The organism is Streptomyces mirabilis (genome assembly GCF_039503195.1).
Lineage (GTDB): Bacteria > Actinomycetota > Actinomycetes > Streptomycetales > Streptomycetaceae > Streptomyces > Streptomyces mirabilis_D.
Genome location: NZ_JBCJKP010000001.1, coordinates 9,159,487 through 9,182,675, shown reverse-complemented (window position 1 = coordinate 9,182,675; position 23,189 = coordinate 9,159,487). Strand labels below are relative to the sequence as shown.

The following is a 23,189-nucleotide window of genomic DNA, read 5'->3' as shown; positions in this document are numbered from 1 at the left end:
TGCGCCCCGGGCGCCGCTCCCTCCCTCGGGAAGGCAGCGGGTCGTTCTTCTGCGTACACGTCTCCGACACGTCAGGATGGCCGGAGGAGTACTGATGAACGGGAACGACAGGATCACCGGCAGCGGCGATACCGACTCATACCGACGAATACCAGGACCTCTCACCGGATCTCTTAGGAGCCAACCGTATGAGCAACTCAGCCCAGATCGGCGTCACGGGTCTCGCGGTCATGGGGCGCAATCTCGCCCGTAACTTCGCCCGCAACGGCTACACGGTCGCCCTGCACAACAGGACCGCGGCCCGGACGCACGCGCTGGTGGAGGAATTCGGCCACGAGGGCGACTTCGTGGCGACGGAGACCGCGAAGGAGTTCGTCGAGGCGCTGGAGCGGCCGCGCCGCCTGATGATCATGGTGAAGGCCGGTGAGCCGACCGACGCGGTGATCCAGGAGTTCGCTCCGCTCCTTGAGCCCGGTGACATGATCATCGACGGTGGCAACGCGCACTTCGAGGACACCCGGCGCCGGGAGCGCGACCTGCGGGGCCAGGGCATCCACTTCGTCGGCACGGGCGTGTCCGGTGGCGAGGAGGGCGCGCTGAACGGGCCGAGCATCATGCCGGGCGGCTCGAAGGAGTCGTACGCGTCGCTCGGTCCGATGCTGGAGAAGATCTCCGCGAAGGCGCCGGACGGCTCTCCCTGCGTGACCCACTGCGGTCCCGACGGCGCCGGGCACTTCGTGAAGATGGTGCACAACGGCATCGAGTACGCCGACATGCAGCTGATCGGCGAGGCCTACCAGCTGCTGCGCGAAGTCGCCGGGTACTCCCCCGCGCAGATCGCCGACATCTTCCGCACCTGGAACACCGGCCGGCTCGACTCCTACCTGATCGAGATCACGGCGGAGGTCCTGTCGCACGTGGACGCGGCGACGGGCAAGCCGTTCGTTGACGTGGTCCAGGACCGCGCGGAGCAGAAGGGCACGGGCCGCTGGACCGTGCAGATCGCGCTGGACCTGGGCGTTCCGGTGTCCGGCATCGCGGAGGCGGTCTTCGCCCGCTCGCTGTCCGGGCACGCCGATCTGCGCGCCGCCTCCCGGGAGCTCGCGGGCCCCAAGGCGAAGCCGCTCGGGGACTCCGAGGCGGCGGCCTTCGCGGACCGGGTGGAGCAGGCGCTGTACGCCTCGAAGATCGTGTCCTACACGCAGGGCTTCCACGAGATCAGCGCGGGCAGCGACCAGTACGACTGGGACATCGACCTCGGCGCCGTCTCCGCGATCTGGCGCGGTGGCTGCATCATCCGGGCGGCGTTCCTGGACCGGATCCGCGCCGCGTACGACGCCCGGCCCGATCTGCCGAGCCTGCTGTCCGACGAGACGTTCGCGCAGGAGATCGCGGCGGCGCAGGACGACTGGCGTGAGGTCCTGGTGGCCGCCACCCGCCAGGGCGTGCCCGCACCCGGTTTCTCCGCGGCCCTCGCCTACTACGACGCGCTGCGCGCCGACCGGCTGCCCGCCGCCCTGACGCAGGGGCAGCGGGACTTCTTCGGGGCGCACACCTACCGGCGCGTCGACCGGGAGGGCTCGTTCCACACGCTGTGGGGCGGCGACCGGTCGGAGGTCGAGGCGTAGGCAGACGTAGGGGTACCAGACGTACGGGTACACGGCGTACGCGTATTCTGCGCCACCGAGGCCGTCACATCCCTGGAACCCGGGGCGTGACGGCCTCTGCCGTTCACCCGTTCACCCCGCTGTTCACGTGAGCGGGGGTCCCGGTTCGGGGTTCGGTACCGGCTCGGGGCCCGGCGGCACCGGGCCGGGCGGCACCGGGCCGGGGCTCGGCGGCACCGGGCCGGGCGGCACCGGGCCGGGGCTCGGCGGGGTCGGGCCGGGGCCCGGCGGGGTCGGCTCGGGCCCCGGCGGCTGCGGCACCGGGGTCGGCGGAGGGGTGGGCTTCGGTGGGGGGTGAGGGCCCGGATCCGGGGTCGGGTCCGGGAAGGGGTGGGGGTCCGGGAAGGGCTGCGGGTGGTCGGGGCCCGGCCCGGGCGTGGGACCCGGTTGCACCGGATCGGGGTTCGGATGCGTCATGGCGTCCTCCAGCCAGTCGATACGTCGGCCCTGGACTTGTCCCACGCGTACCCGGCCACCGCTCCCCCAGTCACCCCGTCGCGCAGGGCGTGCGGACCAGTTGGACCAGACGGACCCGGCCGGTCCACCGGTGGCGCGCCCACCCATGGCGCATCCACCCCTGGAGCGTCTACCCGAGGCGCACCGCGTCCGCGCCGGCCGCGAGCCCCGGGCGGGGGCTGGACAGTACCGGGACCGCGGTCGTGGTCAGCCGCTCGGCCGGGGTCATGGACGCCTGGGCGAGGACGATCGCGTCGGCGTCGGTGACCGAGTCGGCGGCCGTCGCCACGCTGCGGACGTACCCGTCGGTGTCGCCCGCCTCGAAACGGGCCCAGGCCCCGTCGACCAGCAGCGTACGGACCTGTACGGAGCGCCCGGCGGCGCGGGCCTCCTCCTCGACGAGGGCGACCGTCGGCTCCAAGGTGCTCTCCGAGGTCGCGACGACCACCACACGGGGGCCCGTGGCGACCGCGGCGGCGGCCATCGGACGGTCCACCCGGAGCACGGGTACCCCGGCGCCCGCCTCCTCGGCGACCGCGCCGATGGTCGAGCAGGTGCACAGCACGGCACGCGCCCCGTCGGCGACGGCCCGGTCGAGGGCCGCCCGCACCTCGCCGGCCACCGCGGCCGGGCCCTCGCGCCGGGCCCGGGCCAACAGTTCCTCGGCCACCATGTGCCGCAGTTCCAGCCCCTGGTGGTCCTCGTCGCGCAGCGCGTCGAAGACGGGGATGTGCAGGGGCGAGGTGTGCAGCAGGGCGAGCGGACCCGGCCGGTTCATCAGAAGCGCCCGGGGTGCGCCTCGAGCCACGCCATCGCCGCTCCCAGCAGCTCCGGGTCGGCCGCCGGAGCCTCCTCGGGGTGACGCGCCGCCCACTTCACGACGTACGGGCACAGGGGCGCGACCACGATGCCCTCGCGCGCGGCGATGCCGTACAGCTCACGGGTGAGGGAGCCCGCGATGCCCTTCCCCTCGTGCTCGGGTTCCACGATGGTGTGCACGGGGACGAGGGCGCGTGCGGGGGCCTCGAGGACGAAGTACTCGATGTGGCCGACCACTTCGCCCCCGGCGATCGCCTCGAGGCGGCCACCCGCACGGTCGTCGCGGATCTCTGTGTCGCTCATGGGCAACTCCTCGCGTCCTCAGGTCATCTGCTTGCTCAGCCGCTGCCCCGGGCCCGGGGTTCAGACGGTGACCGCCTGCGGGCTGCGCTCCTGGTCCGAGCCCGGCACCGGTTCGGACGGATCGGCACCGAGGGCCACGATCCGGTTGTCGTGGTCCACGTGCACGACCCTCGGCCGCAGTGCCCGCGCCTCGGCGTCGGAGACCTGAGCGTAACTGATGATGATCACCAGATCTCCGGGATGCACGAGATGGGCCGCCGCTCCGTTGATCCCGACGACCCCCGAACCGCGCTCGCCCTCGATGACGTACGTCTCCAGGCGGGCGCCGTTGGTGATGTCGACGATGTGCACGAGCTCACCCGGCAGCAGATCCGCGGCGTCGAGCAGGTCGGCGTCGATCGTGACGGATCCGACGTAGTGCAGGTCGGCCTGGGTGACGGTGGCACGGTGGATCTTGGACTTGAACATGGTGCGCAGCATTTGGGTGCTCCTGCTGTTCGGCTCCCTGCCTGCTTGTGCAGGTCAAGGGCGGTTTCACTCTACAATGGCCGGCTTCCCACTGATTTCCCGCCTGCTGTTCGGATATCGGCACCGACCGATTGCTGAGTTTCCTGATCCCATGCGAGGCAGTCCAATGCAAGGCAGGCGTGGAGGCGTCCCGGTACATCCGCTCCGCCCTCGGGGTCGACAGGCGGAACCAGGGTACGGAACGGCACTCCGGCCCGCACTGAGAGCCCCGTCACTGAGCATGAACTGACGAAGGTTCAGAGGGCGGCGCCGCCTTCGAGGGCCCGGCATCGACGGGCAGCGTCACCGGCGGCGGCGGGGGGCGGACAGCGCAGCGGTGAAGTCGCCCAGGGCCGCGAGGTTGTGGGCGCTGACGACGGCGTCGCAGTAGGGCAGCGCCGCGGCCATGCCGGCCACGAGCGGACGGTAGCGCGGGCTCGCCGTGCGCGGGTTGACCCATACGACGCGGTAGGCGACCCGGGACAGCCGTGCCATCTGGGTGGCGAGTTCGGCGGCCGTTCCGGTGTCCCAGCCGTCGGAGATGATGGCGACCACGGCTCCGTGCGCCATGCCGGGCCGGCCGAACCGCTCGTTGAACTCCGCCAGGCACTCCGCTATCCGGGTGCCCCCGGACCAGTCCGGGGCCGCCCGGCCCGCCCGTGCCAGGGCGTCGTCCGGCCCGGCCCGCCGGAGGACGGGCGTGAGGCGTGTGAGGCGGGTGGCGAAGGTGAAGACCTCGGCGTGAGTGGCGCGGGCGGCACAGTAGAGCAGTTGCAGCATCGCGCGGGCATAGGGCTCCATCGATCCGGAGATGTCGCAGAGCACGATGAGGTCGCGGGGGCGGGCGCGAGGCACGAAGCGGCGTAGCCGCAGCGGGTATCCGCCGGTGCGCCGGCTGGCGGAGAGGGTGCGGCGCACGTCGATGCGCGCACCGTGGTGTGCGGTGCGGCGCCGGCGGGACGGCCGGGTCGGGGTGCGAAGCACCATGGTGCGCATCACTTCGGAGAGCCGCGCCAGTTCCTCGGCGGACAACTCCGCGAAGTCGCGGCCGGCGAGACGGTCGAGCGGACTGGCCGCGAGGGGTACGGGCGCCTCCCGCGGCTGTGCGTCGGCCTCCCGGCCGCGTCCGTCCCCGGTGGCCTTCCGAGTGCCGGGGACGCGGCCGGGAACGGTGCCCCTGAGCGATCGGGCCGGGTCGCCCGGTTGCCCGCGTTGTGCTTCGCGGTCGACCGGGCCGCCGAAGACCTCGCGGAAGACCGCGTCGAACGGTTCGATCTGCTCGGGGTCGGACACCAGGGTGGCGAGCGCGCAGTGCCGCAGCTCGCGCGTCGTCGACGGTGCCAGCAGGGTGAGCGCCCGAGCGAAACTCCGGGTACGGTCGGGGCCCACCGCGATCCCCGCACCGTGCAGGGCGGCGGTGAACGAGGCGGCCAGTTCCGGCAGGTCAGGCATCGGACCCGGATCCGGCCTCGGCGTCGACCAGCTCCGCCAATCCGGCCCGGCGCACGGCCTGCAGGTCCTCGGCGTACTTGAGGACCACTCCGAGGGTGCGGTCGGCGGCGTCGGCGTCGAGAACGGAGAGCCCCAGCGCGTGCAGCGCGCCGGCCCAGTCGATCGCCTCGGCGATGCCGGGCGGCTTGGTGAGCTCCTGCCGGGCACGCAGGCGCGCCACCCCGCGCGCCACCTGGGCGGCCAGCCACCGGGCCGACTCCGGTAGCCGTCTGCGGATGATCGCGGCGACTCGTGCGGTGTCCGGGTAGTCGATCCAGTGGTAGAGGCAGCGGCGTTTGAGGGCGTCGTGCAGGTCCCGGGTGCGGTTGGAGGTCAGTACGGCCACCGGCGGCACCACGGCCGTCCGGGTGCCGAGCTCGGGGATGGTGACCGCGGCATCGGCGAGCAGTTCCAGCAGGAACGCCTCGAACTCGTCGTCGGCGCGATCCACCTCGTCGATGAGCAACACCGCCGGGCGCGGCCCCGGGTGGCATAGCGCGGCGAGCAGCGGACGTGGCAGGAGATAGTCCTCGGTGAACAGGTCGGCGTCGCGCAGGGGCTCTCCGCGGGACTCGGCCAGCCGGATGGCCAGTAGTTGCCGTGGATAGTTCCACTCGTAGAGGGCCTCGGCCGAGGACAGTCCCTCATAGCACTGCAGCCGGATCAGCGGGGTGTCGAGCACGGCGGCGAGCGCGCGGGCCGCCTCGGTCTTGCCGACGCCGGGCTCGCCCTCCAGGAGGATCGGCTGCCGCATGCGCACGGCCAGCAGCAGCGCCGTGGCCAAGGCGTCGTCGGCCAGGTAGCCGACGGCGTCCAGACGCGAGCGCAGGGCGGCGACATCGGGTACGAGGGCGTCGAGGTCAGGCATGCGCGTACCGGGAGGGGTCGTCGGCGAAGGCGTGCTGGCACCCCGGCCCGCAGAAGTACACCCTGCCGGCGGCCAGGTCGAGTGAGAGGGTGGCGGGCGTGATCGCCACGGGCATGCCGCACACGGGATCCACGTTCTCGGCCACGGCCTGCGGCGCGGCGGATCCGGCCGCGGGGCGTGCGGCTCGGGCCACCTCCGGCCGCAGTGCGATGATCTCGGCGTACACCGACAGCGCGATCTCCGCCGGGGTCCGCGCGCCGATGTCCAGGCCGGCCGGGGTGTGGATGCGCGCGCGTCGTTCGTCGGTGATGTCCAACCCGGCGAGCACCGCCGCGCCACGCTTGGGACTGGCCACCAGCCCGATGTACGGGACCCCGGATCGTGCGGCCTCGATCAGTACCTTCTCCTCGTCGCGCCCGTGGGTGGCGACGACGACGACGTCCAGATCGGGCGGAAGCGGCTCCCCGGGCGAGGCCGGCCGGGCGTCGAGGCCGAGCACACGACCGACGTCGAGCAGGGCGCGGGCGATGGGGGCGTGACCGTAGACGTAGGCCAACGCCGGGGGGAGGTTGGCCTCCAGGAAGATGTCGAGCGTGCCGCCCGACAGGCAGGGGTTGGCCACCGTGACCAGACCTTCGACGGGATCCCGCGCGCCTTCGCCGCCGGTGTTCGCGGCGGGCGTGATCCTCAGCAGCAGCGACTCTCCGGTCTCCAGCACCCGCAGGCCCTGCAGTTGCACCGTCGTCTCGGCGCAGGTGCCGCCCACGAAGCCCTCGACGGTGCCGTCGGGCAGCACCAGCGCGCTGTCCCCGGGCCTGGCGCTCGTGGGCCGTTCCGCGTGGACGACGGTGGCCAGGACGAACGGGGTACGGCCGTGCCGGAGCACGTCCGCGCGGTTCAGCAGTTCGGTGTTCGTCATCGCCGGTACCTCAGGTGATCGCCAGGTCGGTGCGCAGCGGCCGACCCTGGGCGGCCCGCCACACCGCGGCGGGCGTCAGCGGCATGTCGACATGGCGTACGCCGAGCGGCTTCAGCGCGTCGACCACGGCGTTGACCACCGCGGCTGGTGAGCCCACCGTGGCGGACTCGCCGACACCCTTGGCTCCGATGGGGTGATGGGGGAAGGGGTGACGGTCTCGCCGAGCTCCCAGGACGGGCATTCGACCGAGGTGGGCAGGAGGTAGTCCATGAACGACCCGCCGAGACAGTTGCCGTCCTCGTCGAAGGCGATCACCTGCATGAGCGCCATGCCGAGGCCGTCGGCGAGTCCGCCATGCACCTGACCCTCGACGATCATGGGGTTGATCCGGTTGCCGCAGTCGTCCACGGCGATGAACCTGCGGACCTTCACCTGGCCGGTGTCCGCGTCCACGTCGACGACGCAGATGTAGGCGCCGAAGGGGAAGGTGAGGTTCGGCGGGTTGTAGACGCACGTCGCGTCCAGGTGGCCCTCGACGCCCTCGGGCAGCTCCAGGTTGGAGTGTGCGGCGAGCGCGATCTCGGTCATGGTCCGTCCTTGGTCGGGGTCGCCCGTGACATACCAGCGGCCCTTCTCCCACTCCAGGTCGTCCGGGCTCACTTCGAGCATCGCGGAGGCGACGATCTTCGCGCGTTCGCGCACCTTGCGGGCGACCATCGCGGCCGCGGCTCCGGACACCGGCGTCGAGCGGGATCCGTAGGTGCCGAGCCCGAACGGGGTCTGGTCGGTGTCCCCGTGCACCACCTCGACGTCCTCGGGCGGGATGCCCAGTTCCTCGGCGACGATCTGGGCGAACGTCGTCTCGTGGCCCTGCCCCTGGGTCTGTACGGAGATCCGCAGGACGGCCTTGCCGGTCGGATGCACGCGCAGCTCGGCGCCGTCGGCCATGCCAAGACCGAGGATGTCCATGTGCCTCCGCGGGCCGGCGCCGACGGCCTCGGTGAAGAAGCTGACCCCGATGCCCATCAGCTCGCCGCGCTCGCGCTTTTCGGCCTGCTCCCGGCGCAGGTCCTCGTAGTGCGCGATGTCCATGGCCAGCCGCAGGGCGCGCGGGTAGTCGCCGGAGTCGTACTCCCACCCCGTCTGCGTCTTGTACGGGAACTGCCCCGGCCGCAGCAGGTTGCGCATCCGCAGCGCGGCCGGGTCCGTGCCGAGTCTGTCCGCGAGCACGTCGACCATCCGCTCGACCAGGTACACGGCCTCGGTGACGCGGAACGAGCAGGCGTAGGCGACGCCGCCGGGCGCTTTGTTGGTGTAGACGCCCGTCACGGTGCAGTGTGCGGCGGCCAGGTCGTACGAGCCGGTGAAGACGCCGAAGAAGCCGGCCGGGAACTGCGTCGGCTGTGCGGTGGCGTTGAACGCGCCGTGATCGGCGATGACATGGACGCGCAGGCCCAGGATCCTCCCGTCCTTCGTCGCCGCGATCTCGCCGTGCATGTGGTAGTCGCGGGCGAAGGAGGTGCTCATCAGGTTCTCCGAGCGGTCCTCCACCCACTTCACCGGCTTGCCGGTGACGATCGAGCCGACGACCGCGCACACGTAACCGGGGTAGATGCCGACCTTGTTGCCGAAGCCGCCCCCGATGTCCGGGGAGATGATCCGGATCTTGTGCTCCGGGATGCCGGACACCATCGCGTAGATCGTGCGGTGGGCGTGCGGGGCCTGGGTGGTGGACCACACCGTCAGCTTCCCGGTGATGGCGTCCATGTCGGCCACGGTGCCGCAGGTCTCCAACGGCGCCGGGTGCACCCGCGGGTAGAGCATGTCCTGCTCCACCACGACGTCGGCGGCCGCGAAGACCTCGTCGGTTCGCTCCTTGTCGCCCGCCGACCAGTCGAAGATGTGGTTGTCGCTCTGATGCTCCTTGTCGTCGCGGATCACCGGCGCGTCCGGGTCGAGCGCCCGGCGGGCGTCGACGACCGGCGGCAGCGGTTCGTATTCCACGTCGATCAGCTCGAGGGCGTCCCGGGCGGCGTACCGGTCCTCGGCGACGACGAAGGCGACCTCCTGGCCCTGGAAGCGCACCTTGTCGGTGGCGAGCACCGCCTGCGTGTCGTACGAGAGCGTGGGCATCCAGGCCAGCCCGAGACCGGCCAGGGTCTCCCCGGTGATCACTGCCTTGACCTTCGGGTGCGCCTCGGCGGCGCCGGTGTCGAGGGACACGATCCGGGCGTGGGCCAGTGGGCTGCGCAGGATCGCGCCGTACAGCATCCCGGGCAGCCGTACGTCGTCGACGTAGGTCCCGTGGCCGCGGACGAACCGCGCGTCCTCCTTGCGGGGCATCCGTCCGAAGCCGACCGGCCGTTCCTCGGTGGTCGTCATGCCCGCACCTCCTCGCGGCCGGGCGCCGGCTCGGTGTCCGCGTCTGCGTCCGCAGTCCGCGCCCCACCGCCGTGCTCGGCGGCCCAGCGGATGGAGCGCACGATGTTCTCGTAACCGGTGCAGCGGCACATCTGTCCGGAGATGGCCTCGCGGATGTCCTCCTCCGACGGATCCGCGTCGTGGTCGAGCAGCCAGCGTGCCGTCATCATCATCCCCGGCGTGCAGAAGCCGCACTGCAGGCCGTGGCAGGCGATGAATCCCTGTTGCACCGGGTCGAGTTCGGCCCCGTGCGCCAGGCCCTCGACGGTCCGCACCTCGTGGCCGTCGGCCATCACCGCGAGTACGGTGCAGGACTTGACCGGCGTCCCGTCCAGCCAGACGGTGCACACCCCGCAGTTGGAGGTGTCGCAGCCCCAGTGGGTGCCGGTGAGTCCGAGTTCGTCGCGCAGGAAGTGCACGAGCAGCAGCCTGGGTTCCACGTCCCTCGTGTACTGCTCGCCGTTCACGGTCACCGTGATCCGCATGTCACGCCTCCTGCCCCTGGGCACGCGCGGCGGCGGCACGCAGCGCCCGCGTGGTGAGCTCCCCGGCCAGATGCCGCTTGTAGTCGACCGGGCCGCGCTGATCGGCCGTCGGCCTGCACTCCTGCGCGGCGATCCGGCCCGCCTCGGTGAAACCCTCGTCGTCCGGCCGTCCGCCGCGCAGGAAGTCCTCCGCCTGCTCGGCCACGAACCGTCGAGCACCCACCGCGGTCAGTCCGATCCCTGCCTCGGTGATGACCCCGTCGGAGATCTCCAGCACCGCTCCCGCGGCGACGACCGCCCAGTCACCCACCCTGCGCTCGACCTTGCGGTAGGCGCTGGCGTGCGAACGGATGGGCACCCGGATCTCCACCAAGAGCTCCGCTTCGTTCAGCGCGGTCTCGTACGGCCCGAGGAAGAACTCCCTGATCCCGATGGTGCGCCTGCCTCCCGGGCCCTGGGCGACCAGGGTCGCCCGCAGTGCCGAGAACGCCGCGGACAGGTCCTCCGACGGATCGGCCTGGCACAGCGAGCCGCCCACGGTGCCCCGGTTGCGGACGAGCGGATCGGCGATGACCCGTTCCGCGTCCCTCAGGATGGGGAAGTGTTCGCCGACGACCGGCGAGGCGAGCAGCTCCGCGTGGCGGACCATCGCTCCGACGGCCAGGTCGTGCCCGTCCACCCGGATCATCGCCAGCTCGCCGAGGCCGTTGATGTCGATCAGGGCTTCGGGCTGGGCCAGCCGCAGCTTCATCATCGGCAGCAGGCTGTGTCCGCCCGCCACTACCCGGGCCTCGGGGCCGTACCGTGTGAGCAGCTCGATCGCCTGCTCGAGGCTGGTGGCCCTCTCGTACTGGAATGCAGCCGGAACCTGCATCGGGCCCTCCTCGGACGCTGTGCCCGTTGCTGCATTGATGCTGCGCTCTTCCACACTGGTCCCGCAATGGGTGTATAAGCATTCACTTATCGCCCTACATGAGAGAAAATCGGAAAGTGACCGTTACGCAGCTCAGCACCTTCGTGCTGGTTGCCCGGCTCGGTTCCGTGGGCGCCGCGGCGCGGACTCTGAACGTGAGCGAGTCCGCGGTGTCACAGGCGCTCGCCGCGCTGCGCAGCCACTTCGGCGATCCACTCATCCGGCGCACCGGCGGTGGGGGGATGCGTCTGACGCCCGCCGGGGCGCGGCTGCTACCGGTCGCGTCGCGGATGGTCGCGCTGAGCGCGGACGCCGAGGCGGCGGTGCGGGCGGCCCGGGGTGCGCCCGACGAACTGCGGGTCGTCGCCACGAGCACGCTGGCCGAGTTCGTGCTCCCGTCGCTCGTGGAGGCCTTCGCATGTCGCTCGGGGCGCAGGACCGAGACCTCGTTCGGGGTGGCCGCCGGCAACGAGATACGCGTGCTGGTGGAGAACCGGCTGGCTGACGTCGCGCTCGGGCCGTGTCTTGGCGCCGCCCGCAGGGGCGAACTGGTCAGCGAGCCGCTGTTCCGCACCCGGTTGGTCGTGGTGATCGGCGCCGGGTCGCCGCGGCCGCCCGGTCCGCCGCCGCAGTGGTCGTGGCTGGTCGATTCCTCCGGGACCGATCCCGACGCGGACTCCGGGCGGCTGCTGCGTCGGCTCGGAGTGGCCGAGGGACACGTGCGGGTGTTCCCCAACCAGGCCGCGACCTGGGCGGCCGCCGCCGAGGGCGCGGGGGTGGCACCGGCGTTGGCCCATCTGGTGTCGCCCCGCATCCGGCGTGACGAGTTGCGCATACTGGAGACCCCTGCCACGCCGTCGGACGCCACGTGGCACGCCACGGTCCTGCAGCCCGAGCATCGTTCCCCGGCCACCGACGCGTTCCTGCGCTTCCTGCACACGCCCGCAGCGACCCGCCTGATGCGCGCGCCCGGCGCCGGCGTCCCGCCCTCCGGGTTCCGGCCCCCGGTGTACGTCACCCTCTGGGGCACGTGAGAGAGCAGGCTGGCACAGCCGCAGTCCTTGAAGAAGGACGCCATGCCGCGGACGGGCTGTCGGGCCGTCTGTCGAAAGCAAGCGGGGACACCGCTGCGACGCATGCCGACCTCTTGCTGGCCCGAACGGGCACCGTCATGCCCCTGACCTGCGCAAACGTCCAAATGCTAGATCTTGGACTTGAATACGGTACGAAGCATTCAGAACTCCCTGAATTGAGCTCCCTGCCTGCTTTTCGCAGGTCAAGGGCGTTCTTCCGGCGTACTGTGGCTCGCTCTCCACCTGACGCCCACCAATGTGCGGCAGAGCCGCATCGAGAGGCCGAGCTTCCCCTGTTCCAGGTGCTCACCGCCGGGCTGCGCACCCACCCTCGGTCCGTGCGGCTGCCCACAGTGCGATCTGGGTGCGAGAGCGCAGGCCCAGCTTGTCGCGGACCTTGTCCAGGTGCGTGGCGACCGTGTGGATCGAAAGGCCGAGCCGGTCCGCGATCTGCCGGTTGGTCAGCCCTTCGGCGACCAGTTCGGCCACCGTGGACTCCCTTACGGTGAGCCGGAGCCGCTCGTCGGTGGCGCGGACATCGCGCCTCGTTCGGTCCTCGCCACTCCCTGCGCCGAGCGCGTACGCGACCAGCCGCTCTCCGCGCAGCCCACGGGCACCGGCGACGGCAGCGTCCTGCGCCGCTGCCGACAGCCGTGTCCGGGCACGCGCCGCCGCCTGTTCCATCCTGTGCCACCAGGGAGCCTCGGGCTCCGTGTCCAGGCGGCGCCGCGCCCGCACGCTCGCCTCGTACAGCCGCAGCGCACGCTGCATGTCGCCGCTCTCCGCGGCCACGAGGGCCAGGCCCTCCACGGGGTACAGGGCGTGGAAACTGGCCCCTGGAGCGATCCGCAGCACCTCGGCGAACAAGGTCTCCGCGCTGCGCAGACGCCCCAAGGCCAGCCGTACGGCCCCCGCGGTGTGCAGCGCGGCCGCGGTCCGAGGCCATGGCGCTTGCTGCCTCAGCACGGGTAGACACCGTGACATCAGTTCGTCGGCCTCCAGCTCCCCGCCGGCCTGAAGCAGCGCCCAGGCCAGGTGATGGGTGCACCAAGCAGTGTCCTGTGGCCTGCTGGGGGAAGCGACGACCTCCAGGCACTCCCTCAGATCCGCGACGGCCTCGGCGAACTCACCCCGGCACAGTCGCGCCGCCGCCCGGGCGTCCAGGGCATTGGCCAGTCCGGCGGCGTCACGACGCATCCGCTCGCTCTGCACCGCCTGCTCCCCCAGGCGCAGTGCCTCGTCCAGATCGGCCTGCTGGCAGGCCACACGTGCGGCGAGCGCCGGCACCTGCCCACCCAGCGCCCGGCCCCCCGCTCCCCGCAGTAGTCCGGTGAGCAGCGCACGGGCGGCCGACGGCTGCTCCTGCTGGTAGTGCACACGCGCCAGTTCCAGTGTCAGCCGCACCAGTACGGCATCGCCGTGGCCGGCGCCGCAGGCCAGTACCGAGACGAGAGTGTCCCGTTCCGCCGCGAGCGGGCTGCCGGCCTGGTCGGCGAACACCTCCCCGCGGCTCCGCCCGGCCAACTCGGTCAGCCACGCGAGCGCCCGGCGCAGGGTGGCGTGCAGCTCGCCGGATGCACGCAGACGGTCCAGGGCGCAGACACGGATGGCACTCGACTGCCTGAAACGTGTGGGCGCCGTCTCTCCCGGCAGACGTACGACGAGCGACTTCGCTTCCAGGGCGCACAGGATGCGGAAGACCTGCCGCCGGCCTATGCCGTCACCGGCGCAGACTGCTTGCGCAGCGGTCGCGTCGAACCCGCCGACCAGGACCGAAAGGCGCCGGAAGACCGCCTGCTCGGCCGGATCCAGCAGCCGATGGCTCCAGTCGACCGCCGCGGCGAACCCGCTGTGGCGTGCGGGTCCGGTTCTGCTTCCCCCGGTCAGAAGGTCCAGCTGGGAGAACTGGTCGTCCAGCCCTGCCAGGATGTCGCTCAGCGCGAGCGCACCGACGTGGCGGGCGGCGAGTTCGACGGCGAGCGCCAGGCCGTCCAGACGCCGGCAGATCTCGGCCACCAGGTGGCCGTTGCCGCGATGGAGCGTGAACCCCGGGGAGTTGCTCGCGGCGCGGTCGACGAAGAGCCGTACGGCATCGGACTGCATGAGGGCCGTCACATCGTCTCCGGCGTCAGCCGGCGGCAGGTACAGCTCGCCGACCCGGAACACGGTCTCTCCGGGCACCCTCAGGGCCTCCCGGCTGGTGGCCAGGATCCGCAGACGGGGGCAGCGGCCCAGCAGGATCGCCGCCAGCCGGGCGCACGGCTCGGCCAGATGCTCGCAGTTGTCCAGAATCAGCACCCGGGAGGCGTCACCGATCGCCCGGACCAGCACGTCGACGCCGGTCCGGCCCGCTCGTTCGCCCACCCCCAGCGCGGCGGCCACGGACTGCGTCACCAGCGTGCTGTCTTGGAGTGAGGCGAGTTCCACGAGGTCGACTCGTGCGAAGCGCTTCGGTAATCCCTTGGCGAACTCCAGCGCCAGCCGGGTCTTGCCCACACCGCCCGCACCGGTCAGCGTGAGGAGGCGCGAGCTCCTCAGGAGGGTACGCAGGGCCGACAACTCGTGCTGGCGACCGACGAAGGAGTCGAGCGCCGGCGGCAGGACGCTCCCCCCGGCCGTCGAGACCGCAGGCGTGACACCCGAAGCCGCCCGTCGCCGAAACGCCAGCTGCCGGCAGGCGCTGGAGCAGTATCGAGCCGGCCGACCCCCGTGCGGGCTCACGATCAACGTCGCACCGCACACATCACACGTTCGACTCCGGCTCATCCCCGTTTCCTGGCCGTACCGCCCCGGAACGAAACCATCGCCTTCAGCCACGTGTCTCTACGAAGACTGCGCGGGTCGGCTTCGGCAGGAGCAGTGCGGCCGCAGTCGCGCGTGCGATGTCCGACCCCGTGGCAGGGCCGGCCACCGCAGGCATCCAGATGCGTCAGGGGGTGGTGGCGGGGTCGATGCCGAGTACGACGGTTCCGGTCACTCCCTTGCCGAGATCGCTGCCTGCCTGGGAGAGGGTCAGCAGGGTCGAGGATCCCCCGTTCCGGTAGATGCCGTCCCGCGCGTTGAGGGTGCGGGTGACCGTGTTGTTCCGGTACGGGGACAGGGCGGCGATCCTGGTGTTGTACGCCTCCGGGAAGTAGAGCTGGCCCGTATGGGACACGTGGCCGCCGTGGTACGTCCCGTTGGACACGCTGCCTCCCACATGCGTCTTGACGTGGATGTGGAGGGCCCGGCCGACGTACCAGCCGGGATAGACGGTGGTGAACTCCGCAACACCGGCGGGGTCGGTCAGCTGCACGCCGCGCAGGAAGGTGGTGTCCGGGGTGGAACCACCAGCGACATAGCCGGAGTAGACACCGAGGGCGTCGCAGTGCCAGATGTCGACCGCCGCCTGGGGCAGCGGGGCGCAGGTCGCTGCGTCGACCACCGTCACGCGGAGAGTCAGCGCAACACCCGCCTTCCCCTCCGTGATGTCCTTGCGGACCGTCTCCAGGTCCAGGTAGTACGGCCCCTCGGTCTGCTCGGGCGTGAGGACACAGGCGGCAGCCGGCCGGGCCGCGGCCTGGTGCTCCGTGGCGGCGGTCGCCTGCGTGGCGGCGAGACCCAGCGCGGCCACCCCGAGGGTGGCGCCGCCCAGGGTGGCTATGACGGACCTGCGGGTGGCACCTGCGGGAACGTCCGACGGCTCGAGGCCGCGCTGCGGTTCTGCGGTGTTGTGGTGGGGGATGTCAGTCATGGCGTGAGCATGGCGCCTGTGACGGCCCATGGGATCGCACGGACGACCCACGAGGCAACCGCGTTACGAAACCCTCCATCGGTGCCGCGTGCGCTCCGTGCATGGCCGCCGCGCCCACGACCGACCGGAACAGCAGGACGAGGGCCTGACGTCGTCCTGGGCCATGCGCGGGCGGCGATGCTCCAACAGGCCCAGCAGGTCCGGTCGTTCACTCCCCACCGCGACGGGGGTACGGGGTCGGAGCTCGATGAGAGGCGACTGGACGTGCAACCGCGCGAGCCACCCCATCGTCGCGACCAGGTTGTGCTGCGTTGCCCTGATCGTTGCACGTGCGGGTCTCTGCCTCAGGTGGTCAGATGGATCGGTCCGCCCACCCTTGCGGTGGGCTCGGTCACTGCAGCCTTGCGGCCGGTGCAAAGGCGTGGGGTCCGGCACGGGAGGTCGATGGCATGTCCGATGACGAGCACGTGACGGGTGACGGTGCGCTGCCGCACGCGTCGGGTGCCTCCTCCCAGCCCCCCGGAGGTTTCCGCTCGAACCTGACGCGAGGTGACGACGTCGTCGACGTGGCGACCTGGGCGGGCTCCATTCCGGCTTCCAGCGGGGTCGCTCCGCGGGTGCGCTTGGGCAGCAGGTGGTTCAACCTGCTGTGGCTGCTGCCGATCGGCTTCGTGGGTTTGCTGGGGTGCGTCGCCGCGGCGAAGGGACTGCGGGGCATGCCGTCGGTGCAGCGGTTCATCGCCGAGTATCCCGGCATCGACCCGCGCGCGGATCGCGACGGCGCCTACCTGGGCGTTCCGTCATGGGCACGATGGTCGCACTTTTTCAACCTGTTCTTCATGCTGTTCACCCTGCGGTCGGGCCTGCAGATCCTGGCCGATCATCCGCGCCTGTACTGGACCCGGCACAGCACCCCGGGGCGGGAATGGTTCCGGATGCAAGAGCCCGTCTCCGCCGACCCGCTGTGGACCGCGAAGCAGGACTCGATCGGCCTGCCCCGCGGGGTCGGCCTCCCCGGGATCCGGCACTCGATCGGTCTGGCCCGGTGGTGGCACCTGGGGGTGAACACGCTGTGGCTGCTCAACGGTCTCGTCTTCTACGTGATGCTGTTCGCCACCCCCCAGTGGAAACGCCTGGTCCCCACCAGCTGGAGCGTCTTGCCCAACGCCGCTTCTGCGGCCATCCAGTACTTGTCGCTCAACTGGCCGCGGGAGAACGGCTGGGTGGCGTACAACGGGCTCCAACTGCTCGCCTACTTCGTCACGGTCTTCGTCGCGGCTCCCCTTGCGTTGATCACCGGGCTGGGTATGTCACCGGCGCTGTCCACCCGCTTCAAGCGGCTCAGCCGGGTGCTGAGCATCCAGACCGCCCGGTCTGTGCACTTCCTGGTCTTCACCTGGTTCGTGCTGTTCATCGTGATCCACGTGAGCCTGGTCTTCACCACCGGCCTGCTCACCAACCTCAACCACATCGACAGCGGCCGCAACGACAGCAGCTGGCTCGGATTGTGGATCTTCCTCGGCTGGATGGCGGTGGTCGTCGCCGCCTGGGTCGCGGCCACACCGCTGACCCTGCGTCACCCCCGGGTCGTGCAGCGCGTCGGATACGCCCTCATCGGCCCCGCTCAGCGCCTGTTCGAACACGTCGATGTCTCCCCCGGCGAGTACACCGAGAAAGACATCTCCCCCTACTTCTGGCACAACGGCCGCTACCCCGACTCTGCCGAGTACAAGGCCCTGCAGTCCGGCGGTTTCGCCGACTACCGGCTGCGCATCGGCGGCCTGGTCGCCCACCCGGTCGAGCTGTCCCTCGACGACCTGAGGAAACGGTCCGCGCACGAGCAGATCACCCAGCACTTCTGCATCCAGGGCTGGTCCGGTGTCGCGAAATGGGGTGGCGTGTCCATGGCCACGATCCTCGACCTGGTCCACCCCGACCCGCAGGCCAAATGGGTGGTGTTCTACTCCCTGGGAGAAGGCTCCGACGGCGGTACCTATTACGACGCCCACCCCATCGAACACATGCGCAGCAAGCTCGCCATGCTCGCCTACGACATGAACGACCAACCGCTGCCATTCGGCCACGGCGCGCCGCTACGGTTGCGCAACGAGCTCGAACTCGGCTTCAAACAGGTCAAATGGATCAAGGAGATCGAGTTCGTCGCCGACTTCTCCGACATCGGCAGCGGCTTTGGCGGATACAACCAGGACCACGAATTCTTCGGCTACCGGCAGTCCCTGTAACGTCCGGCCACTCGGTCGGCGCGTGACACTGTCGGCGATGGCGAGCAGCTCGTCGGCGAGCCGCGGTAGTCCGCTGCGGGCTGTGGCCCGCAGGCACCGAGCAGGTCCGGACCGGCCTACGAGGAAGCCTCCCGCCCCGGGGAGACGCGGGACCACACCGGTGAGGCCCGTCGTCACGTGGCCCGCCCGGGCCACCCCGAGTTGCCCTGGCTCATCGAAGCGGGAGACTGGTGGGGTGCAGAGAGCCTCCCTGGAAGTGCTGGCCCGTCAACAGCTGGAGTTGGCAGCCGCCGCGGGTGCTGGTCACAGTGCGAACACCGTCTATGGCGGCCGCGAGAGGGTTCTGCGTCAGACAGTCATCGGCATGACCGAAGGCGCCAGTCTCGCCGAGCACGAGAACCCGGGCGAGGCGACGGTGCAGGTCTTGCACGGGCGCGTGCGACTGTCGGCAGGTGAGCTGTCATGGGAGGGCCGCACGGGGGACCTGCTCATCGTCCCTGACTCCCGCCACAGCCTCGAGGCGCTCGAGGACTCCGCCGTCCTGCTGACGGTAGCCAAGCTGTCCTGACCTGCGTCCCGCACCACGGCCACGTCGGCGGCGTGCGTCCACCGCGCGGCGTGGATCGCCCAGATGGCTCGTCTGTCCGAGCCCTGTGAGCAGCGTCACCTGAAACCATGTGCGGGTGACGACGGCCCATCCCTTGACGAAGGATCGCCATGCGCTCCACCGCTTCCCGCACCCAACGGGGCAGAGGGACCCCTCGGAACCCCCCTGTCTTGCGGTGCCTCAGCTTCGCCGGCTGGTGCGTATGGGAGTGGATCTGCTCGTGCACCCGGTAGACGTCGTCCGCTGACGAGCTCGTGCACGGTAGGACGTTGTTGATGTGCACCGCGCGGGCTTCCCCGTTTCGTAGACCGCAGCCCACCATCATGACGATCTCAAGCGCGAGATTTTCGCCGGCGACTGTCAGCGCCTTCTTCACATAGGCGAGGGAGGGGACGACCACCTTCTCGCGGACATACCCCGGTTCCTGGACGCCCTTCACAGGGTCGTCCGCCATGGCCCCTTTGCCATAGGCGTCCCGCAGGACGGACTTCAGGGTGCGGAATCCGCCTGCCCGCGGTGTCGACCCGTACGGCGACCGCCCACGAGGCACGGCGGGCGGCGGGGGAACCGGCCGAGCCAACCGCCAGTCGGCCACGGGCTCCAGGACCGTGGCGGCGGCGCACTGCTCCCAGGTCTCCTGCGCGACCGCTTCCGTCATCTCGGCCTGACGCGCCTCGTACGGTCCCGCAGCCACTGCTCGGCAGGAACAGCCGCCGGTTGACCGGCACATCCAGAGTGTCGGACACGTGCCAGAGACCGAAGCCGCGCTGACCGTGGAACGTCTGGTCCGTGCCCGGGTCCAGACCCTCGTGGACGCCCACGGACCGATCGCCGACCTTCGGTATCGGCATCGGCCGCACCACCCCCACGTGCGGGACGCTGACCTGCTGAAGGTGTCCGGCCAAGGCCCGCCGCACCGGCATCCAGTCCCAGGTGGAGCTGCTGGACAAGTGGTGCAGGCTGTGCTCCATGGCCGCCCCGCCGACGTGGGCACCGATGGTGCGGATCGTCTTGCGTCTCTCGGCCAACAGCAGACCGCGCAGGTACAACTCCCCCTTGCGCGATCCCCAGGGCCGTGGGGGCCGTGGAGGCGGAGCTGGCCAAGGGGGCCGGGCAGGCCGTAGGTGCCGTCGATGTACAGCTCAGTGGCCGGCCCGGAGTGCTCCCGGCGGCGGCCCTCGCCTACCCGGTGGGCCGGGCGCTGGCCTCCGGGACGTGGGTGCCGCGTGCGGCGCTCATGTCCGCCGCGACCCGGCTGCCGGTCACCACTCCGGCGAACTGAGCCGGCCTGGCAGGGGAATCGGCCGCGCGTGCGGACAGCAGCGACCCGGCCATGGCCGTCGTGACGAGAGCCGTGATCACCAGCACGGTGAAGGCCGTTCCGGCGAGGACGCCCATGCTCACGCCGGCGTTCAGCACGACGAGTGCCCTCGTACCCGGACACGTTCCCTCGCGCTCCTCCCGCTGAACAGCCCACGACACAGAAGCACTGCCCAGGCGGAGGCATCAACCCTGACTCTTCGCTCATGAACGGTGCCGAGCCGTCGGCGTCGCCCCCTACGAGGTGCCCCCCTCCGCATCCGTCAGCGTCGCGAAGGCCGCGTGGGCGAAGTCGAGGACGCCGATCTCGTCGCGCGTCGCCTCCGGCAGGCGGGCGTAGGTGAGTCGCAGGGCACGCAGTACGCCCACTCCCGCGCGGGCCAGAACGGACGCCCGCAGCACGCTTTCCGGCGCGGCCGGGTCGGCACCGTCCAGCGTCATGCGGTCCAGGAACGCCGATGCGACGGCTTCCTCCAGGTCGAACAGGAGGAAGCGTTCGCCGCGCCCGGACGGAGCGGTCGACAGGGGCTGCGGTCCGGCGAGGAGGATCCCGGCGGCCCAGTCGTCGCGACCGGCGAGCTCCAGGACGGCGTTGCGCAGGGCCGCAAGGGGAGTTTCACCCTGTGGGCGGGCCCGGATCGCCTCCTCCAGCAGCGGGATGAAGTCCCGGACGTGCTGCAGGATCAGGCTCTCCTTGGAGGGGAAGTAGCGGAAGAAGGTCCGCTCCCCGACGCCCGCGGCGGCGGCGATGTCCCGCACGGTCGTCGCCTCGTAGCCGTTGTCCTGGAACAGCCGCGCCGCCGCGTGGATCAGCGCCTCATGCGTGCGCCGCTTGTTCTGTTCCCTGCGTCCCGGTTCTGTCGCGCTCTCCACACCCCGAGTATCCCAGTCCCGAGAAAATTTGGCAGTCCTGCCATTTTGTTATTGTGGCAGGACTGCCAGTTTCTGGGACCGCTTTCTCACCATGGAGCGCCATGCCCGCCTTCCTTCACCGCCTCGGGCGCCTCGCCTTCCGCCGCCGACGACGCATGCTGGCCCTGTGGCTGGCGCTGGTCGCGGCCGCCGTGGTCTGCATGACGGCCTTCGGCGGCACCGGCAAGCTCGACAACACCTTCTCGATCCCCGGCTCCGAGTCCCAGCGGGCCCTGGACCGGATGAAGACCGACTTCCCCACCTTCTCCGGCACGAGCGCGCAGATCGTGTTCACCGCGACGGACGGCCAGAAGGTGACCGACCCGGCCGACAGCGCCCGTATCCGGGCCGCCCTGGACGCGGCCGCGTCCGCGCCCCAAGTCGCCACGGTGGTGAGCCCGTTCGACGCTCACACCGTCTCCACCGACGGCACCACCGCCGTCGCGCAGGTGCGCTACGAGGTCCCGCAGAGCGCGTTGGAGCCGAACGCGCTGGACGAACTCACGTCCGCCGTGGCCGGAGCGAACCAGCAGGGCATGCGGGTCGACATCGGCGGCTCCGCGTTCGGCAACGCCCCGTCGGAGTCCCACCGAAGCGACATCATCGGCGTCGGCGTCGCCCTGGTCATCCTCACTCTGACCTTCGGCTCCCTGCTGACCGCCGGAATCCCCGTCGTCACGGCGCTCTTCGGTGTCGCCACGGCCATCTTCGGTGCGCTGTCGCTCACCGGGACCGTCTCGATCTCCTCGACCGCGCAGAGCCTGGCGCTGATGATCGGGCTCGCGGTCGGCATCGACTACGCCCTGTTCATCGTCAGCCGTCACCGGTTCCACCTCGCCCACGGCATGGAGCCGGAGGAGTCGGCCGCGCTGGCGGTGGGCACGGCGGGCAGCGCCGTGGTGTTCGCCGGACTCACCGTGGTCATCGCGATGACCGGCCTCACCGTGGTCGGCATCCCCTATCTGACGGCCATGGGACTGGCCGCCGCCGGCGCGGTGCTGATCGCCGTACTGGTCGCGACCACCCTGCTGCCCGCGATCCTCGGCTTCGCCGGTACCCGCCTGACGCCCGGGCCGGGCTCCCGCGCGATGTGCCGTGAGCAGGCCGTCGGCGGTGCGGGCGAGGACGCCGTCGGCGCCACCGGCGACAGCCTCGCGAGCGCCACCGGGGAGAACGTCCTGAGCGGTACCGGCGACAACGTCGCCGGCGGTACCGGGGAGAGCGTCGCCGGCGGTACCGGCGAACACGTCGTGAGCCGTGCCGGCGAACACGTCGCGGGCGCGGCCGCCAACGCCGCCGAGCGCTGGTTCCGGCTCGTCACCCGCCGCCCCCTGCTGACCCTGGTCGCGGTGGTGGCCTCCCTCGGCGCGCTCGCCTGGCCCGCCCACGACATGCGCCTCGCCCTGCCCGACAACGGCACCGCGCCCGAATCCTCCTCTCAGCGCATCGCCTTCGACAGAGTCGGCGAGAAGCTCGGGCCCGGGTTCAACGGCCCGCTCCTCGTGCTGGCCGACACCAGCCACAGCTCCGACCCCACCACGGCCGCCCAGCGGGTCGCCGCCACCATCGGCGCGCTGCCCGACGTGGCCACCGTCGGCAAACCCGTGGCCAACCCGGCCACCCACACCGCGCTCATCCAGGTGATACCGGACAGTGCCCCCAGCGACCCGGCCACCAAGACGCTGGTCAACTCCATCCGCGACGACCGGGCCGCGATCCTGCGGGACACCGGCGCCACCGTCCAGGTCACCGGCAGCACCGCCGTGAGCGTCGACGTCGCCGGGAAGCTCAACTCGGCGCTGATCCCCTTCGCCGCCGTCGTGATCGGGCTTTCGCTGCTCCTGCTGCTCCTGGTCTTCCGCTCGCTGGTGGTGCCTCTCAAGGCTGCGGCGGGCTTTCTTCTCTCGATCGCGGCGACCCTCGGCGCCGTGGTCGGCGTCTTCCAACTGGGCCACCTCGGCAGCCTGATCGGTGTGGACACCACCGGACCGGTCAGCAGCTTCCTGCCGATCATCCTGCTGGCCGTGCTGTTCGGCCTCGCGATGGACTACGAGGTCTTCCTCGTCTCGAGGATGCGGGAGTCCTACCTCCACACCGGGAATCCGCTGGGCGCCGTGCACAGCGGCGCGCGGCACAGCGGGCGGGTCGTGACGGCCGCGGCCCTCATCATGACCTCGGTCTTCGCCGCCTTCCTCACCTCCGACAGCACGATGCTCAAACAGATCGCCTTCGCACTCGCCGCCGGTGTCCTGCTCGACGCGTTCGTCATCCGGATGACCTTCGTCCCGGCCGTCCTGGCACTGACCCGGCACGCCGCCTGGTGGCTGCCGACGTGGCTGGAGCGGCGCCTGCCCGACCTCGACATCGAGGGCGACCGGCTCAGCCCCGCCCACGTCGTACCAGAGTCCGTGGCCCTCACCCCGTCGACGGCCGACTGACGGCACCTCGCTGC

The 23,189-nt window shown here is 71.1% G+C and carries 20 protein-coding genes; 6 read left to right on the top strand and 14 right to left on the bottom strand.

What is annotated here, in order from left to right; translation table 11 throughout:
• Positions 1–188: 188 nt before the first annotated feature.
• Together gndA and AAFF41_RS41695 are read left to right on the top strand one after the other, a co-directional pair.
• Complete coding sequence (gene gndA / locus AAFF41_RS41700) at positions 189–1,628, top strand: NADP-dependent phosphogluconate dehydrogenase (RefSeq protein WP_319749187.1); 1,440 nt, start codon at positions 189–191, stop codon at positions 1,626–1,628.
• 127 nt (positions 1,629–1,755) lie between these two features.
• On the top strand, positions 1,756–1,965 hold the full coding sequence (locus tag AAFF41_RS41695; RefSeq protein ID WP_343325681.1) for a hypothetical protein: 210 nt from the start codon (positions 1,756–1,758) through the stop codon (positions 1,963–1,965).
• A 288-nt stretch (positions 1,966–2,253) separates the two neighbouring features.
• On the opposite strand, the gene AAFF41_RS41690 is transcribed toward AAFF41_RS41695, so the two are convergent.
• The 9 genes from AAFF41_RS41690 to AAFF41_RS41650 all read right to left on the bottom strand — a co-directional run bounded on the left by AAFF41_RS41690 (position 2,254) and on the right by AAFF41_RS41650 (position 10,810).
• A complete protein-coding gene (locus AAFF41_RS41690; protein WP_319749188.1) occupies positions 2,254–2,901 on the bottom strand; it encodes an aspartate/glutamate racemase family protein in 648 nt (215 codons plus the stop codon).
• Positions 2,901–3,245: a GNAT family N-acetyltransferase gene (locus tag AAFF41_RS41685; RefSeq protein WP_319749189.1), complete on the bottom strand. Its 345-nt coding sequence runs from the start codon at positions 3,243–3,245 to the stop codon at positions 2,901–2,903. The genes AAFF41_RS41690 and AAFF41_RS41685 overlap by 1 nt, the downstream gene beginning before the upstream one ends.
• Before the next feature lie 60 nt (positions 3,246–3,305).
• Positions 3,306–3,725 (bottom strand): aspartate 1-decarboxylase, encoded by a 420-nt coding sequence (gene panD, locus AAFF41_RS41680; RefSeq protein WP_097223864.1) that lies wholly within the window; start codon positions 3,723–3,725, stop codon positions 3,306–3,308.
• 330 nt (positions 3,726–4,055) lie between these two features.
• Positions 4,056–5,204 (bottom strand): vWA domain-containing protein, encoded by a 1,149-nt coding sequence (locus AAFF41_RS41675; RefSeq protein WP_343325680.1) that lies wholly within the window; start codon positions 5,202–5,204, stop codon positions 4,056–4,058.
• Positions 5,197–6,111: an AAA family ATPase gene (locus AAFF41_RS41670; protein ID WP_319749191.1), complete on the bottom strand. Its 915-nt coding sequence runs from the start codon at positions 6,109–6,111 to the stop codon at positions 5,197–5,199. The genes AAFF41_RS41675 and AAFF41_RS41670 overlap by 8 nt, the downstream gene beginning before the upstream one ends.
• Positions 6,104–7,030 (bottom strand): XdhC family protein, encoded by a 927-nt coding sequence (locus AAFF41_RS41665; protein WP_319749192.1) that lies wholly within the window; start codon positions 7,028–7,030, stop codon positions 6,104–6,106. Before AAFF41_RS41665 ends, AAFF41_RS41670 begins: the two co-directional genes overlap by 8 nt.
• 111 nt (positions 7,031–7,141) lie before the next feature.
• Positions 7,142–9,412, bottom strand: a complete 2,271-nt coding sequence (locus AAFF41_RS41660; RefSeq protein ID WP_343325679.1) for an aerobic carbon-monoxide dehydrogenase large subunit — start codon at positions 9,410–9,412, stop codon at positions 7,142–7,144.
• Positions 9,409–9,936 carry a (2Fe-2S)-binding protein gene (locus AAFF41_RS41655; RefSeq protein WP_319749195.1) on the bottom strand — a complete coding sequence of 176 codons (528 nt, stop codon included), beginning with the start codon at positions 9,934–9,936 and terminating at the stop codon, positions 9,409–9,411. The genes AAFF41_RS41660 and AAFF41_RS41655 overlap by 4 nt, the downstream gene beginning before the upstream one ends.
• Position 9,937: 1 nt before the next feature.
• Positions 9,938–10,810, bottom strand: coding sequence for an FAD binding domain-containing protein (locus AAFF41_RS41650; protein WP_319749196.1), 873 nt, complete (start codon positions 10,808–10,810; stop codon positions 9,938–9,940).
• Positions 10,811–10,926: 116 nt separating this feature from the next.
• On the opposite strand from AAFF41_RS41650, the gene AAFF41_RS41645 reads away from it, so the two are divergent.
• Complete coding sequence (locus AAFF41_RS41645) at positions 10,927–11,883, top strand: LysR family transcriptional regulator (protein ID WP_319749197.1); 957 nt, start codon at positions 10,927–10,929, stop codon at positions 11,881–11,883.
• A 345-nt stretch (positions 11,884–12,228) separates the two neighbouring features.
• On the opposite strand, the gene AAFF41_RS41640 is transcribed toward AAFF41_RS41645, so the two are convergent.
• Both AAFF41_RS41640 and AAFF41_RS41635 read right to left on the bottom strand, forming a co-directional pair.
• A complete protein-coding gene (locus AAFF41_RS41640) occupies positions 12,229–14,481 on the bottom strand; it encodes an ATP-binding protein (protein WP_343325678.1) in 2,253 nt (750 codons plus the stop codon).
• Positions 14,482–14,851: 370 nt separating this feature from the next.
• The gene (locus AAFF41_RS41635) at positions 14,852–15,655 is read right to left on the bottom strand and encodes an intradiol ring-cleavage dioxygenase (protein ID WP_343325677.1); all 804 of its coding nucleotides are present in this window, start codon (positions 15,653–15,655) and stop codon (positions 14,852–14,854) included.
• A gap of 449 nt (positions 15,656–16,104) precedes the next feature.
• On the opposite strand from AAFF41_RS41635, the gene AAFF41_RS41630 reads away from it, so the two are divergent.
• Both AAFF41_RS41630 and AAFF41_RS41625 read left to right on the top strand, forming a co-directional pair.
• On the top strand, positions 16,105–17,898 hold the full coding sequence (locus AAFF41_RS41630) for a molybdopterin-dependent oxidoreductase (protein WP_343325676.1): 1,794 nt from the start codon (positions 16,105–16,107) through the stop codon (positions 17,896–17,898).
• Between the two features lie 235 nt (positions 17,899–18,133).
• Positions 18,134–18,466 carry a cupin domain-containing protein gene (locus AAFF41_RS41625; RefSeq protein WP_319749201.1) on the top strand — a complete coding sequence of 111 codons (333 nt, stop codon included), beginning with the start codon at positions 18,134–18,136 and terminating at the stop codon, positions 18,464–18,466.
• Between the two features lie 371 nt (positions 18,467–18,837).
• On the opposite strand, the gene AAFF41_RS51865 is transcribed toward AAFF41_RS41625, so the two are convergent.
• The 3 genes from AAFF41_RS51865 to AAFF41_RS41615 form a co-directional block, all read right to left on the bottom strand.
• Positions 18,838–19,533: a transposase gene (locus AAFF41_RS51865; RefSeq protein ID WP_425526205.1), complete on the bottom strand. Its 696-nt coding sequence runs from the start codon at positions 19,531–19,533 to the stop codon at positions 18,838–18,840.
• 154 nt (positions 19,534–19,687) lie between these two features.
• Positions 19,688–19,924, bottom strand: coding sequence for a hypothetical protein (locus AAFF41_RS41620; RefSeq protein WP_319749202.1), 237 nt, complete (start codon positions 19,922–19,924; stop codon positions 19,688–19,690).
• Positions 19,925–20,062: 138 nt separating this feature from the next.
• Positions 20,063–20,698 (bottom strand): TetR/AcrR family transcriptional regulator, encoded by a 636-nt coding sequence (locus AAFF41_RS41615; protein WP_319749203.1) that lies wholly within the window; start codon positions 20,696–20,698, stop codon positions 20,063–20,065.
• Between the two features lie 101 nt (positions 20,699–20,799).
• Between AAFF41_RS41615 and AAFF41_RS41610 the strand changes: the two genes are divergently transcribed.
• The gene (locus AAFF41_RS41610; RefSeq protein WP_319749204.1) at positions 20,800–23,175 is read left to right on the top strand and encodes an MMPL family transporter; all 2,376 of its coding nucleotides are present in this window, start codon (positions 20,800–20,802) and stop codon (positions 23,173–23,175) included.
• Positions 23,176–23,189: the final 14 nt, after the last annotated feature.